This window comes from Kitasatospora sp. MBT66 (assembly GCF_000710405.2).
Taxonomy (GTDB): Bacteria; Actinomycetota; Actinomycetes; order Streptomycetales; family Streptomycetaceae; genus Kitasatospora; species Kitasatospora purpeofusca.
In genome coordinates this window covers 1-14,085 of record NZ_JAIY01000019.1, presented here as the reverse complement: position 1 = coordinate 14,085, position 14,085 = coordinate 1, and the positions used below count along the sequence as shown (strand labels likewise).

General features: G+C 72.1%; 12 protein-coding genes. 1 reads left to right on the top strand and 11 read right to left on the bottom strand.

Going from position 1 to position 14,085, the window contains the following annotated elements; all coding sequences use genetic code 11:
* The first annotated feature begins 186 nt into the window (after window positions 1–186).
* Window positions 187–1,677, top strand: a complete 1,491-nt coding sequence (locus tag BI06_RS40870; RefSeq protein ID WP_082559052.1) for an MFS transporter — start codon at window positions 187–189, stop codon at window positions 1,675–1,677.
* A 159-nt stretch (window positions 1,678–1,836) separates the two neighbouring features.
* Here BI06_RS40870 and BI06_RS40865 read toward each other — a convergent pair whose 3' ends face one another.
* The 11 genes from BI06_RS40865 to BI06_RS40815 all read right to left on the bottom strand — a co-directional run bounded on the left by BI06_RS40865 (window position 1,837) and on the right by BI06_RS40815 (window position 13,968).
* Window positions 1,837–3,279, bottom strand: coding sequence for a DNA polymerase IV (locus tag BI06_RS40865; RefSeq protein WP_082559051.1), 1,443 nt, complete (start codon window positions 3,277–3,279; stop codon window positions 1,837–1,839).
* A gap of 63 nt (window positions 3,280–3,342) precedes the next feature.
* Window positions 3,343–4,098 carry a vancomycin high temperature exclusion protein gene (locus tag BI06_RS40860; RefSeq protein ID WP_369826380.1) on the bottom strand — a complete coding sequence of 252 codons (756 nt, stop codon included), beginning with the start codon at window positions 4,096–4,098 and terminating at the stop codon, window positions 3,343–3,345.
* A 141-nt stretch (window positions 4,099–4,239) separates the two neighbouring features.
* Window positions 4,240–4,902 carry a MerR family transcriptional regulator gene (locus tag BI06_RS40855; RefSeq protein ID WP_107113519.1) on the bottom strand — a complete coding sequence of 221 codons (663 nt, stop codon included), beginning with the start codon at window positions 4,900–4,902 and terminating at the stop codon, window positions 4,240–4,242.
* Window positions 4,903–5,198: 296 nt separating this feature from the next.
* On the bottom strand, window positions 5,199–5,675 hold the full coding sequence (locus tag BI06_RS40850; protein WP_030303568.1) for a bifunctional nuclease family protein: 477 nt from the start codon (window positions 5,673–5,675) through the stop codon (window positions 5,199–5,201).
* Window positions 5,676–5,797: 122 nt separating this feature from the next.
* Window positions 5,798–6,490, bottom strand: coding sequence for a MerR family transcriptional regulator (locus BI06_RS40845; protein ID WP_037782528.1), 693 nt, complete (start codon window positions 6,488–6,490; stop codon window positions 5,798–5,800).
* 179 nt (window positions 6,491–6,669) lie between these two features.
* Window positions 6,670–7,212 carry an FHA domain-containing protein gene (locus BI06_RS55740; RefSeq protein WP_030397899.1) on the bottom strand — a complete coding sequence of 181 codons (543 nt, stop codon included), beginning with the start codon at window positions 7,210–7,212 and terminating at the stop codon, window positions 6,670–6,672.
* Window positions 7,213–7,663: 451 nt separating this feature from the next.
* Window positions 7,664–8,716 (bottom strand): DUF881 domain-containing protein, encoded by a 1,053-nt coding sequence (locus BI06_RS40835; protein ID WP_233290509.1) that lies wholly within the window; start codon window positions 8,714–8,716, stop codon window positions 7,664–7,666.
* Between the two features lie 391 nt (window positions 8,717–9,107).
* Window positions 9,108–9,440, bottom strand: coding sequence for a small basic family protein (locus BI06_RS40830; protein ID WP_030062488.1), 333 nt, complete (start codon window positions 9,438–9,440; stop codon window positions 9,108–9,110).
* Entirely contained in the window at window positions 9,437–10,585 is a 1,149-nt protein-coding gene (locus tag BI06_RS55305) for a DUF881 domain-containing protein (RefSeq protein ID WP_082559049.1), read from the bottom strand. Before BI06_RS55305 ends, BI06_RS40830 begins: the two co-directional genes overlap by 4 nt.
* Window positions 10,586–10,726: 141 nt before the next feature.
* Window positions 10,727–13,222 carry a sugar phosphate nucleotidyltransferase gene (locus BI06_RS40820; protein WP_030397902.1) on the bottom strand — a complete coding sequence of 832 codons (2,496 nt, stop codon included), beginning with the start codon at window positions 13,220–13,222 and terminating at the stop codon, window positions 10,727–10,729.
* Between the two features lie 125 nt (window positions 13,223–13,347).
* Window positions 13,348–13,968, bottom strand: coding sequence for a CDP-alcohol phosphatidyltransferase family protein (locus BI06_RS40815; protein ID WP_030397903.1), 621 nt, complete (start codon window positions 13,966–13,968; stop codon window positions 13,348–13,350).
* Between the last annotated feature and the right edge of the window lie 117 nt (window positions 13,969–14,085).

Sequence of the window (14,085 nt, the reverse complement as noted above, 5' to 3'; positions counted from 1 at the left end):
CGAGGACCAGGCCCGCCCGGCTCCGCTGCGGCCGCTCGCCTGACCCACCGGAAGGACAGGACCCCGGCCGATCATGGCCGGGGTCTTTCCTTTTTGCCAAGGCTTAACCAATGAATATTTGACACACTGAAGTATCTCCCTGCATGGTTACTTCAGTTCATTCACTATGTACGAGAGGAAGCAACCGTGAGTGAGGCACCACAGCCCACCACCACGACCGAGAAGCAGAGCAGCGCCCGGGTCCTGCCGGCCCTCATCCTGGCGATGCTGTCGTTCAGCGTGGTGCAGACCGCGGTCGTTCCGATCCTGCCCTCGCTCGCCAAGGAGCTGAGCGTCTCCGGCTCCAGCATCACCTGGCTGATGACGGCCAATCTGCTGTCCGCCGCCGTGCTCACCCCGCTGCTCGGCCGCTTCGGCGACCTGCGCGGCCGCAAGCCGATGCTGCTGATCTCGCTCGCCGGCCTGGTCGCGGGCTCCGCGCTCGCCGTCTCGACCCACTCCTTCACCTGGCTGGTCGTCGCCCGCGTGCTCCAGGGCGCCGGCGGTGGCGTGCTCCCGCTGGCCATCAGCATCGTCCGCGACGAGCTGCCCAAGCAGAAGGTGACCGGCGGCGTCGCCGCCATCAGCGCCTCGATGGGCGTCGGCAGCGGCCTCGGCCTGGTCGCCACCGGCCTGCTGCTGGAGCACTGGAGCTACAAGTCGATCTTCTGGATGGGCCTGGCCTTCGGCCTGCTCGCGATCGCCCTGGTCGCCTTCCGGGTGCCCAGCGACCCGGTCACCGACAAGGAGGGCGGCGCCGACCCGCTCGGCGCCATCACCCTGGCCGGCTGGCTCTCCGCCCTGCTGGTCGCGGTCAGCCAGGGCAACCACTGGGGCTGGACCTCCACCAAGACCCTCGGCCTGTTCGCCGTCGCCGCCGTGGTCGCCCTGCTCTGGGGCGTCATCGAGGTCAAGGTCAAGCACCCGCTGGTCGACATGAAGATGATGTCCCGCCCGGCCGTCGCCTTCACCAACCTGGCCGGCCTGCTCATCGGCTTCGGCATGTACGGCTCGTTCATGGTGATCAGCAACTTCGCCCAGACCCCGGAGAAGTTCGCCCACTACGGCTTCACTGCCACCGTGCTGCACGCCGGTGTGATGCTGCTGCCCTCCGCCCTCGGCTCGATGGTCGCCGCCCCGCTCGGCGCCATGCTGATCGCCCGCCGCGGCCCGCGCCTGCCGCTGGTCCTCGGTGGCGTCCTCGGCGCCGTCGCGATGGCCTACCTGGCCCTGCGGCACAGCCACGAGGGCGACATCTACCTCTCTTCGGCCATCTTCGGCCTCGGCATCGGCCTCGCCTTCTCGGCGATGCCCGCCTACATCAACGGCGCCGTCCCGGTCGAGCAGAGCGGCATCGCCAACGGCATGAACGCCGTGCTGCGCACCGTCGGCGGCGCGATCGGCACCGCCGTCATGGCCGCCATCCTCACCGGCGACACCATGAAGCTGCCGATCCCGATCGCGCTGCCCACCCTGGACGCGTACAAGCACGCGTTCTGGACCGCCGCCGTGGTCTGCATCGTGGCCGGCGCCGTCCCGTTCCTGATCCGCACCGTCCGGCCGACCACCGCGGTGGCCTCCGGCAACACGACGGCGGACCTCTCCTCCGGCCGCGAGCCGGTCAAGACCGACGCCTGACGAGGCGTCCCGCCCCGCGCCCAGGGACAGGGCGCGGGGCCCGGACCAGGACGGTCGCCGAGGGCATCGCGACCGTCCACGGCCCGGACCCGAAGCGGCCCCACCCGGCTCCCCCGCCGGGTGGGGCCGCTTCGTTCCCGCACCCGGCGAGCGAGCCGCTCAGCCCTCCCCCGGACCGCCCCCGACGCCCTCCGCCCCCGCTTCGTCCTCGTCCCCGTCCTCGACCCCGGGCCACCCCTGACGCAGCGGCAGCGGCCGGGCCGGCTCCAGCGCCGGATCGTCGATCCGGAACGTCCGCACCCGGCCCGGCCCGCTCCACGGCGTCTCGAACCGCACCGTCACCCGCCCCACCCCGCTGCCCTGCACCCACCCCGGCCCGTGCTCGGCGTGCCGCACGTCCTGCCCGGGCAGCCAGCGGCGCACCGGCGCCGCCTGCTCCTCGACCGGCTCCGGCTCCTCCGCCACGCCCGCCCCGGCCTCCGCCCCGGCCGCCGCCTCCTCCCGGACGGCCTGCGCGAAGAGGTCCTCCTGGGTGTAGTCGGCCAACTGCGCCACCCCGACGCCCAGCAGCCGCACCCCGCCGGTGATGTCCACCTGCGAGGCCAGCCGTCGCGCCGTCTCGACGACCACCGCCTCGTCGTCCGTCGGCCCCCGCAGCGTCTCCGAACGGGTCAGCGTCGAGAAGTCGAACCGCCGCACCTTCAGCACCACCGTCCGCCCCGAGCGCCCGGCCCCGCGCAGCCGCCGCACACAGCGCAGCGCCAGCGCCTCCACCTCGCGCAGCACCCGGTCCCGGTCGGCCAGGTCGACCTCGAAGGTGTCCTCCACCGACACCGACTTGGCGTCCTGATCCGCCACCACCGGCCGGTCGTCCAGCCCTATGGACATGGCGTGGACGCCGAGGCCGTGCGCCTTCCCCAGCAGCTGCACCAGCTCCGCCTCGCCCGCCTCCGCGAGCTCCGCCACCGTGTTCAGCCCGGCCCGTCGCAGCACCTGCTCGGTGGCCGGGCCGATCCCGGGCAGCGCCCGCACCGGCATCGGCCCGAGCACCGCGCGCTCCTGCCCCGGCTCGATCAGCACCAGGCCGTCCGGCTTGGCCTGCTCGGAGGCGATCTTGGCCATCAGCTTCGACCCGGCCACCCCGACCGAGGCGGTCAGCCCGGTCCGCTCCACGATGTCCGCGCGCAGGTCCTCGGCCAGGGCCAGCAGCAGCCGCTCCCCCGTCCCGTGCTCCGCCTCGGCGAGCACGGGCCCGTACGGACCGGCCTCCAGGTCCACGAAGGCCTCGTCCAGGCTGAGCGGCTGCACCAGCGGCGACAGCTCCCGCAGCAGCCCCATCACCAGCCCGCTCGCCCGCCGGTACGCCTCGAACCGGCCGGCCAGGAAGGCCGCGTTCGGACAGAGCCGGCGCGCCTGTGCCATCGGCATGGCCGAGTGGACCCCGAACTTCCGCGCCTCGTAGGACGCGGTCGACACCACCCCGCGCCCACCGAGCCCGCCGACGATCACCGGCTTGCCGCGCAGGCTCGGCTTGGACGCCTGCTCCACCGCCGCGAAGAAGGCGTCCATGTCGAGGTGGATGATGCTCGGCAGTGACCGCACCCGCCGATCATCCCGCACGGGTCCGACAACGTGTCCGAACCCGGCCGCCGGGGGTCGCCGGGGTCAGCGCACCCCTGCGCCGCCGACCGCGCCATCGACCGCACCGCCACCGGAGCCGCCGCCCTCGCCGACCGCTCCCGCGTCCGCCAGCGCCTTCGGTATGCCCGGCTCGCGCGGCCCGAGGAACAGCGGGTCCGGCCGCAGCCAGGCGTTCAGCAGCGCCTTACCGGCCCCCGGGACCTCCCGGAAGCCGCCGTACAGCCAGGTGAGGTCCTTGACCTCCGGCACACCCACCGCGTACGACTCGATCCCCGCCGCCTCGCACAGCGCCAGCGCCCGGCGGACGTGGAAGTCCTGACTCACCAGCACCGCCCGGTCCACCCCGAAGATCCGGTGCGCCCGGGTGCAGGAGTCCCAGGTGTCGAAGCCCGCGTAGTCGCCGACCACCCGCACCTCCGGCACCCCGTGCTCGACCAGGTACCGGCGCATCGCGTCGGTCTCGTCGTAGCTGGTCCGGCCGTTGTCACCGGTCACCAGGATCGCCCGGACCTTCTGCCGCTGGTACAGCTCCACCGCCGCGTCCAGACGGTGCGCCAGGTAGGGCGAGGGCTTCCCGTCGAACAGCCCGGCGCCGAACACCACCGCCACCGGCGCCGAGGGCGCGGTCGCCACCGTCCCCACCCGGTCGCCGGCCGAGATCCAGAGCCAGGCGCTCGGCGCGAGCGCCAGTGAGCAGCCGAGCGTCACCAGCTGGAACAGCCGCCGCTGGGTGGGCCGTCGGCGCAGCCGCCGGCCGAAGCCCACCGCCCTGCGCGCCACCAGCCCGGGGATTCCGGAACCGAACCGCACGTGCCCTCCCTCGTCTCGGCTCACCGGGCACGACGACGCCGTGGGCCCGGACGGTTCCCCGTCCGGGCCCACGGCGTCGTTCCGAAGTCCCCGCCTCGCGCGGGAGAGGCCCTAGACCGCGCGGTTGCGCCGCTGCGCCAGCTCGTCCGCCGGATCGTGGCCGACCACCGTCTCGCCGGTGTCGGTCCGCTCGGCGTGCAGCCGGACCAGGGTCAGCTCCAGCTCCCGCCAGACCGCGCCGACCGCGATGCCGAACACCCCCTGGCCGCCCTTCATCAGGTCGACCACCTGCTGGGGCGTCGTGCACTCGTACACCGTCGCGCCGTCGCACATCAGGGTCGTCCCGGTCAGGTCGGCGACCTCGGCGGCGGCCTGCAGATGGGCGACCGCCACCCGGATGTTCTGCAGCGAGACCCCGGCGTCCAGCAGCCGCTTGACGATCCTCAGCAGCAGGATGTCGCGGAAGCTGTAGAGCCGCTGGCTGCTCGCGGGGTACACCGAGCGCACGCTCGGCTCCAGCAGCCCGGTGCGGGCCCAGTAGTCCAGCTGGCGGTAGGTGATGCCGGCCGCCGTGCAGGCGGTCGGCCCGCGGTAGCCGATCAGCTCCGAGGTCGGCGAGAACCGCTCGATCGCCGGCTGGCCGGGCTGCACGGCCGGGAACCGGCCCACCCTCGGCAGTTCCGTCCGGGGCAGTTCGGTCACGGTGCGGGCGGTGCGCGGCAGGTGCACGGTGCACAGGCCTCCCGTGGCCACTTCGTCGCCAGTGCCGGTCATGCCTACCTCCGTCCACTCGTGCTGCGGGCAAACCGGGCCGCGGGCGTCGGACACCCGGGCAGCCTCTCCTGACGGTAGGCAGTCCCCTATGGCCCGTCAACGATCGCCACGCCGGGCCGAACAGACCACATCACTCAGGAGGGTGGTTTTTCGTGCCCCCAGTGTGGGTAGGTGCGCGTTTTTTGGCAAAACGGCCAGCGCCCGCGAGCCCGAAGCACGGGCGCGGGCACCGCGCGGGCGACCGCCGTCGGGTCACCGTCGAGCCGCCCCGGGGCCCCTGCGGGGCGGCGGCGGGACTACTGCGGGCCGCTGCCGCCGAAGTCCTCCGGCGAGACCTGGTCCAGGAACTCGCGGAACTTCTCGACCTCGTCCTCCTGCTCGTCCGGGATCGCGATGCCCGCCTCGGCGAGCACCTCCTCGCTCCCGTAGATCGGCGTCCCGGTGCGCAGCGCCAGCGCTATCGCGTCGGACGGCCGGGCGCTCACCTCCACCCCGCCGGCGAAGACCAGCTCGGCGTAGAAGACACCCTCGCGGAGGTCGGTGATCCGGACCTCGGTGAGCTGCTGGCCGAGGGCTTCCAGGACGTCCTTGAAGAGGTCGTGCGTCAGCGGGCGCACCGGCGTCATGCCCTGTTGGGCGAAGGCGATCGCGGTCGCCTCGCCCGGGCCGATCCAGATGGGCAGGTACCGATCGCCCCCGACCTCGCGGAGCAGCACGATCGGCTGGTTGGAAGGCATCTCCACCCGGACACCCACGACGTCGAGCTCATTCACACACGCAACCCTATGGCTCCCGACCCGGATATGAAAGCGCAGCGCCGACGGCGCTGGTCAGGGCCCCGGCGGGGGCGGTGGACGCGACCCCGGAGCGGCCGTCCGGCACGGGGCCCGGCGCGCTAGGGACGGGCCCGCAGACCCGCCTGCACCATGGCCGCGTGCAGCCGTACGGAGAGTGTCGCCAGCTCCCGGGCGGTGGCCTCGGCGTGTGCCCTGGTCTGGGGATTCCGGTGCCGGCGCAGTGGCGCCACGACCTGCTCGACCAGCGCGATCTCGCGGTCCGCGGCGGCCTTCATGGCCCGCAGGTGCCGGGGCTCCAGCCCGTACCGGCCGAGCTCCGCGACCAGTCTGGCGACCTGCAGCGCCTCGCCGTCGTACCCGCCGTCCGGCCCCGGGGCGACCAGCCCGTAGGCCTCCCACTCGGCCAGCGCGGTCTCGCCCGCCTCGGCGGCCGCCAGCAGTTCGGCCCGGCCCAGCCGCACCCCGGTGGCGGCCTCGGCCCCGGCGGTCAGCTCGCGGTCGGCCTCCTCCAGCGGGCCCGGCCGGGTGTCCGCGGCGGGCAGCGCGGGCGGGGCCTCGCCGCGCTCGATCGCGTCCAGGTGCTCGCGGATCACCCGCAGCGGCAGGTAGTGGTCGCGCTGCATCCGCAGCACATAGGCCAGCCGCTCGACGTCGGCAGGGCTGAACTTGCGGTACCCCGAGGGTGTGCGCTGCGGCTCGACCAGCCCCTCCGCCTCCAGGAAGCGGATCTTGGAGATGGTGACCTCGGGGAAGTCGTCACGCAGGAAGGCCAGCACCGCGCCGATGCTCAGCAGCTCGTCGCCGCCGCGCCGCCGCCCGGCGGGCCGGTCGGGGCGGGCCGGCTGCCTGGGGGCCGCGACCACGCCCCGCGCGCCCTGGTCCGGCCCGGGACCGGACGACGCGGGGGTGGCCGCCCCGAGAGGAGAGGAAGGGGTGTTCGTACTCACTCGGGCTCCTGCCGACGTTGGTTTCAGTACCCCCGGTTGTGGCTGGCGAAGAAGACCAGCCGGTACTTCCCGATCTGGACCTCGTCACCGTTGTTCAGGCCGACCTCGTCGATCCGCTCCCGGTTGACGTAGGTGCCGTTGAGGCTGCCGACGTCGGCGACGGTGAAGCCGCCGCCCGGCGTCCGGCGGAACTCCACGTGCTTGCGGGAGACCGTGACGTCGTCGAGGAAGATGTCGCCCTGCGGGTGGCGGCCGGCCGTGGTCTTGTCCGAGTCCAGCAGGAAGCGGCTGCCGGAGTTCGGGCCGCGCTGCACGATCAGCAGGGCCGAGCCCGGCGGCAGCGCGTCGATCGCCGCCAGCACCTCGGCCGAGAGCGCCGGCGTGCCGGTCCCGGTCGTGGTGTTGGGGTCGTACGACTCCAGGCCGGAGATCGAGATGGTCGAGGTGGTCTCGGCCGATCCCTCCGGCAGCAGCCCACCGCGCAGCGCCGTACCGCAGTTGGAACAGAACCGGGCCGAGGCCGGGTTCTGGTTGCCGCACCTGGGGCACGGAGTGGGGCCAGCCATGTTCACAGCCTCCTGGCGCGGCACACCCGACGGGTTGTGCCCGGCGTACGGGTCCGGAGCAAACCCTCCACCAGAGGTTGAGGGTGCTGACGGGAAACCTATGCGCGGCGCGCCGGAGGGGTCAACCGACGCGCCGTAGCCCGCCTGATTACCCGCGTACTGGGCCCCGGCACCGTCCCGGAACATGGGGCGCTCGGCGTACTCCGCGCCCTCCGGGGCGGAGCGCATGCCCGGCACACCGGGCTCGTCGTCCCTGCGGTGCAGCGCGGTCGGCGCCTCCGCGGCGGCCGCGTCGCGGCCCTTGTTACGACCGAACAACTTCGAGAAGAAACTCACGGGCGAATCCCCTTGCGTGTGACAGACCCGCCCGTGGGGCAGGGTGAGAACCTCGGACAGGCTGCGGGCCCGGTCGTGGATCGGGCCGGCGGGAGTGGCACTCCGAGTGTGCTGGTCACTTCGGAGCCGGCTTGGCGTACTGCGGCGTCTTCAAGTCGACGAGTGCGTCGACGACCACCTTCTGCTGCTGGGAGATCGTCGCACGCGCCTGGTGGCTCTCCAGAGTACGGACGACACCCCCCGGGATGTTCAGCGCGGGGGTGAGGTCCTGCGGGTTCCCCACGACGGTGAAGCGGTAGGGAGCCGAGACCTTCTTGCCGTCGATCTGCACACCGCCGCCGGACACGTCCGTGAAGTAGGTGTTGACCACCACGCGCACATCGTTGATCTGAATCGCCTCCGCCCCCGCCGCTCGTAGTTCCTGCAGGGTGTCCAGCAGCATATCTGCCTTCACCTGCCCTTGGGGATCATCGACCGTCAGTACGATGCCCGGACCTGTGGCCTTGACGGTCCCGGCGAGCACGCCGAGTTCCGTCACCTTCTTCCTGGTCTGCTCCTGGGCTTCCTTGGCCTGGTTGGAGCTGTTCTCCAACTTGGCCAGGGACTGCTCCAACTCCGCCTTCTCCTGCTGGAGACGCTGCTGACGGCTGTCCAGTTCGTCGAGGATACGAACCAGGTCCTCCTGGCGCGCACCGCGCAGCTGGCTGTGGTGGTCGTTGGTCGAGCGGACCTGGATCGCGAGCCCCAGACCGAGCGCGAACAGCAGCACCGCCACCACCAGCTGACCGCGCGACATCCTCGGCGGCCACAGTGCCGCCTTGAGCCGCCGGCGCCCGGAGTGGCGGTCCACCGCCTGCGCGGACACCGACATCGGCGCGGGCTCGACCTCCTCCGGATCCTCCTCGAACCCGGGCTCGTCCTCGGGCTCGGGCTCGTCCTCGGGCTCCGGCGCGGACCTGGGCGCGGACTCGGGCGCGGACTCGGGCGCGGGCACCGGCAGAAGCTCCGGCGCGAGCGTCGGCAGGAGCTTCGGCTCCGGCTTCGACGCGGGCTCCTGCTTCGGCTCGGCCTTCGACTCCGGGCGGAGCTCCGGCCGCGGCGCGGCCTTCGGCTCGGGCCCCGGGCGGAGCTCCGGCCGCGGCGCGGCCTTCGGCTCGGGCCGTGCCACCGGCGCCGCCGGACCCGGGCCGGGCGTCCCCGCGGCCGTCTCCGGCGCACGCGCGGGCGCGGGCGCGGGCGTCGCCCCGGGGGCGTGCCCGACCGGAGCCCCGGAAACCGGCCGCGTCACGGGCCCGGGCACCCGCTCGGGCTCCTGGACGCGCTCGTGGACGCGCTCCGGCTCGACCTCGGGCTCGACCTCGGACTCGGCCGCGGGCTCGGACTCGGGGGTCCGCTCGACCGGCCCGGCCGGGCGGCCAATCGGACGTCCTGGTACCGGCCCCTCGACCCCGACGGTCACCGTCCCGTCCGAGGACCTTTCCCCCTGCTTCTCGTCCCGCACGACATCTCCCGCCGATCCGTCCACTTCCTCCTCCGCCGCCGCGCGCCCGCGGCCCGGCTCAGGCACGGAAGACATGGCGCCTGATCGCGGCCGCGTTGGAGAAGATGCGGATGCCGAGGACGACGACCACACCGGTGGACAGCTGCGAGCCGACCCCCAGCTGGTCGCCGAGGAAGACGATCAGCGCCGCCACCACCACGTTCGACAGGAACGACACGATGAACACCTTGTCGTTGAAGATGCCGTCCAGCATCGCCCGGACGCCGCCGAACACCGCGTCCAGCGCCGCCACCACCGCGATCGGGAGATAGGGCACCACGGCGTCGGGCACCTCGGGCTGGACGAAGAGTCCGACGACGACGCCGATCACGAGACCCAGTACGGCAATCACGGTGTAGCTGCTCCAGTCGCTGCGGAGGACGACCCGGTGGTCGTGGTGGACGGGCGGGAGCCCTTGGCGGGCGGTGAGGACGCCGGGGGCGGTGAGGTGGTGGTTCTGGCCGGCGTACTCGGTGAGCGCTTGGCGGGGGTCGACCCGCTCGGCTTCGGCGAGGGCGAGCCCGAGGCGGACGGACCGGAGGAGGCCGGGGCGGACGGCGACGGGCTCCCGGACGGCGAGCCGCTCGCGCCACCCGTCGGAGCGCCGGTCGGCGAGGCCTCGGGCACCGCGGGCTGCGCGGTCCGCAGGCTCACACCGACGGCCGCGGGCAGCGTCAGGCTCTTCTGGGCCGACAGGGTCGACTTGATGCCGTACTTCTCCTGCAGCAGCCGCAGGTACTGACCGGCCATGGCGCTCTCGAAGGCGCCCAGCAGCCGCGGCCCGTCCCCCAGCGCCTGCACGGTGTACGGCGGCACCAGCGGCCGGTTGTCCACCAGGACGGCCTCGCCGGCCGCGCGGATCGCCGAGAGCGCGGTGAGCCGCTGCCCGTTGATGGAGACCGCCTCCGCGCCCGAGGCCCAGAGTCCGTTCACCACCAGCTGGAGGTCCCGGTCCCGCAGCCGCCCGCTGTTGGAGAAGCCCTGCCCGGCACGCGGGTCGACGTTGCCGCCGGCGCCCGTCCCGGCCGCGTCCTCCAGCACCAGCTTCACACCCGGGCCGGTGACCTCGGCCAGGCCGACCCCGCCGGCCAGTGCCGCCGGGTCGCCCTCCCCCGGGGCGAGCGCCTGCCGCTGGGTGCTGTCGACCTTCCGGCGCAGGTCCTGGACCTGCTGCTGGAGGTGGTCGGCCGAGCCGTTGGCGTCGTTGATCCGGTGGATCAGGGCATCGCGCTCCTTGGCCAGCGTCGGCTCGGCCTTGTGCGCGTTCACCGCCCCGACCGTGATGACCGCGCCGACCAGCGCCAGCCCGGCGCCCAGGGTGATCAGCCCGCGCACCGTCCCCGGTATCCGGTACGGCCCGTCCCCGCCCCGCGCGGCGGCCGCCTCGGCGTACCCCTCGTCGAGGCTGTGGTCCATCACATTGGTCAGCAGGGACATCGAGGCATCAGGACGGTTGTACCGTCCACTGCTGGCACCCTGCCCCGGCGTCGCTGACATGCCGACCATCGTCCCATGTCGCGCGAGGGCCCTGCGCACGCCCCCTGACCTGCAAATATTCCAAATACGGCGGAACACGACCAACCGCCCGAAACGGACAGCGGGGCGGAGCGGCAACCGCCGCTCCGCCCCGCTGCGGGCTCAGCGCCCGGCGCTGTCGACCACCGCGGCCCACTCGTCGAGCAGGGCCTCGGTCGCCGCGTCGTCCGGCCCCTCCGCCCACAGATGGGTGACCGCCTCGGCCGGATCCGGCAGCACCAGCGTCCACCGCCCGTCCGCCTCGACCACGCGCACACCGTCCGTGGTGTCCAGCTGCCGGGTACCGGCCGCCTCGACCACCGAGCGCATCACCATGCCCTTGGCCGCCCACGGCGTCGCGATGTCCCGGCGGCGGATGTGCGCCTGCGGGATCCGCGCGTCGATCTGGCTCAGGGTGAGCTGGGTCCTGGCCACCAGGCCGACCAGCCGGACGAAGGCCGCGGCCCCGTCCAGCACCCCGCTGAACTCCGGCACCACGAACCCGCCGCGCCCGTCGCCGCCGAACACCGTGCCCTCGGCGGCGGCCGCCTTGGCCAGGTCGTCCGGCGTCGTCGTGGTCCAGGTGACCTGCGTGCCGTGGTACGCCGCGACCTGCTCGGCGATCCGGGTCGTGGTCACCGGGAGCGCGACCTGCCCGCTGCGCCGCTCGGCCGCGACCAGGTCCAGCAGGACCAGCAGCGCCCGGTCGTCGTCGATCACCCGGCCGAGCTCGTCCACGAAGGCCACCCGCTCGCCCACCGGGTCGAACCGCACGCCGAAGGCGGCGCGCGAGGACGCGACCAGCTCGCCGAGCCGGGCCAGCCCGGCCCGCCGCTCCTCGGCGTCCTCGGTCGGCCGTGCCTCGTCCAGCCCGCCGGAGACGGTCAGCGCCTCCACCCCGAGCCGGCCGAGGATGCTCGGCAGAACGAGCCCCGCGCTGCCGTGCGCGGTGTCGACCACCACCTTCAGACCGGCCTCCCGCACGCCCGTGGTGTCCACGGCCCGCAGCAGATTGCCCGCGTAGCCGTCGAAGACGCTCGACGGGAAGGTCAGGTCACCGATCTCCCCCGGGAACGCGCGCCGGTACTCCTGGCGTGCGTAGACCCGGTCGAGCTTGCGCTGCCCGGCCTGGGACAGATCGGCGCCCCGCTCGTCGAAGAACAGGATGTCCAGCGAGTCCGGCACCCCGGGGGTGGTGCGCAGGAAGATCCCGCCGGCACTGCCCCGCGCGGTGTGCTGCCGCGCCACCGGCATCGGCACGTTCTCCAGGTCGCGGACGTCGATCGCGCTGGTCTGCAACGCCGAGATCATCGCCCGCTTGAGTGCCCGCGCACCACGCGAGTGGTCACGCGCGATGGTGACGGTCGCACCCTTCTTCAAGGTCGTCGCGTACGCCCCGGCCAGCCTGACGGCCAGCTCCGGGGTGATCTCGACGTTGAGGATGCCGGAGACGCCGCGCACCCCGAACAAGTGCTCCTGCCCGCGGGACTCCCAGATCACCGAGGTGTTGACGACCGCTCCGGCCTCGATGGTCTTGAACGGGTAGACCCGGACGTTGGCCCCGATGATCGACTCCTCGCCGACCAGGCACTCGTCCCCGATCACCGCGCCGTCCTCGATCCGCGCGGCCCGCATCACATCGGTGTTCTTGCCGACGACGCAGCCCCGCAGATTGCTCTGCGGCCCGATGTAGACGTTGTCGTGCACGACCGCCTTGTGGAGGAAGGCGCCGCGTTTGACCACGACGTTGCTGCCGAGCACGGTGTGCTCGCGGATCTCGACGCCCGCCTCGACCTTGGCGTAGTCACCGATGTACAGCGGACCGCGGAGAATCGCCTCCGGGTCCACCTCGGCCCCCTCGGCCACCCAGACGCCCGGCGAGATCTCGAAACCGTCGAGCTCGACCTCGACCTTGCCGTCCAGGACGTCCGCCTGGGCCTTGCCGTAGCTCTCGTGGGTGCCCACGTCCTCCCAGTAGCCCTCGGCCACATAGCCGTAGACCCGCTTGCCCTCCTTGAGCAACTGCGGGAACACGTCGCTCGACCAGTCCACCGACTCGCCGGCCGCGACGTAGTCGAAGACCTCGGGCTCCATCACATAGATACCGGTGTTCACCGTGTCCGAGAAGACCTGGCCCCAGGTCGGCTTCTCCAGGAAGCGCTCGACCCGGCCCTCGTCGTCGGTGATCGTGATACCGAACTCCAGGGGATTCGGCACCCTGGTGAGACAGACAGTGACCAATGCGTTCTTGCTGCGGTGGAACTCGATCAATTCCGAGAGGTTGAAGTCGGTCAAAGCGTCGCCGGAGATCACCAGAAAGGAGTCGTCCTTGAGGGCGTCCTCGGCGTTCTTGACACTCCCCGCAGTGCCGAGTGGGGTCTCCTCGTTCGCATAGGTGAGATGCATGCCCAGCTCTTCGCCGTCACCGAAGTAGTTCTTCACCAGTGAGGCCAGGAACTGGACGGTCACGACGGTGTCGGAGAGACCGTGCCGCTTCAGCAGCCGAAGCACGTGCTCCATGATCGGCATATTGGCGACCGGGAGCAGAGGCTTCGGCATGCTGGAGGTCATCGGGCGAAGTCGAGTGCCTTCGCCCCCTGCCATAACAACGGCTTTCATTACGGGTGCGTCCTCCTTCGCGGTGGTGGACCGGTCAGGTCCATCAAACCGTTCCAGAGGGAGGTCTACCCGGAAGATATCGTCCGACGCACCGTGGCGACGTGGGACTTCTCTCAGATCGCGTCTCAGACCGTGGACGGCGACGAGGCCGAGCCACCGCGGACGATCTGTCGCACCTGGACCGCGTAAAGAATGGCGGCCCACCAGTACAGCGTGGCACCCCACCAGATGAACGCCCAGCTCACGATCTCGGCCGGCCGGGCGATCCAGCTGTGCCCGGAGCCGAGCAGCAGAAGCGGAAACGCGTACATCAGATTGAACGTCGCGGCCTTCCCCAGGAAACTCACCTGCAACGGCCCGTAGCCGTGCCGGTTGAGAATCGGCAGCAGCCCCGCGATAAACACCTCGCGTGCCAACAGGATCGCCGTCAGCCACCACGGCAGGATCTCACGCCAGGTCAGGCCGACCAGGGTGGAAAGCACATAGAGCCGGTCCGCCAGCGGGTCGAGCAGCTGCCCCACCCGGCTGATCTGCCCCCACCTGCGCGCGAGTTTCCCGTCCAGGTAATCACTGATGCCACTGAGCATCAGGATCAGCAACGCCCACCCGTCGTTGTTCGGACCGTCGAACACCGGCCAGAGGATCAGCCAGAGGAACAGCGGAACACCGACCAGCCGGCCCATGCTCAGCAGGTTGGGGATGGTGAGGACGCGATCGGTCTGGACCCGCGTCTCCTGGACCTCCACCCGGGGGGCCTCCTGTCACGTATGGCAACTTTTCACGTCGACCTTACAACAGAAAAGCCCCCGACCGATTACCCGGCGGGGGCTCTTCCAGAAAATTTGTTCGGCGGCGTCCTACTC

Coding starts and splice junctions, on each gene's coding strand:
- BI06_RS55305 (WP_082559049.1), bottom strand. CDS start 10,585: ATGTCAGCGACGCCGGGGCAGGGTGCCAGCAGTGGACGGTACAACCGT.
- BI06_RS55740 (WP_030397899.1), bottom strand. CDS start 7,212: ATGGCTGGCCCCACTCCGTGCCCCAGGTGCGGCAACCAGAACCCGGCC.
- BI06_RS40820 (WP_030397902.1), bottom strand. CDS start 13,222: ATGAAAGCCGTTGTTATGGCAGGGGGCGAAGGCACTCGACTTCGCCCG.
- BI06_RS40855 (WP_107113519.1), bottom strand. CDS start 4,902: ATGACCGGCACTGGCGACGAAGTGGCCACGGGAGGCCTGTGCACCGTG.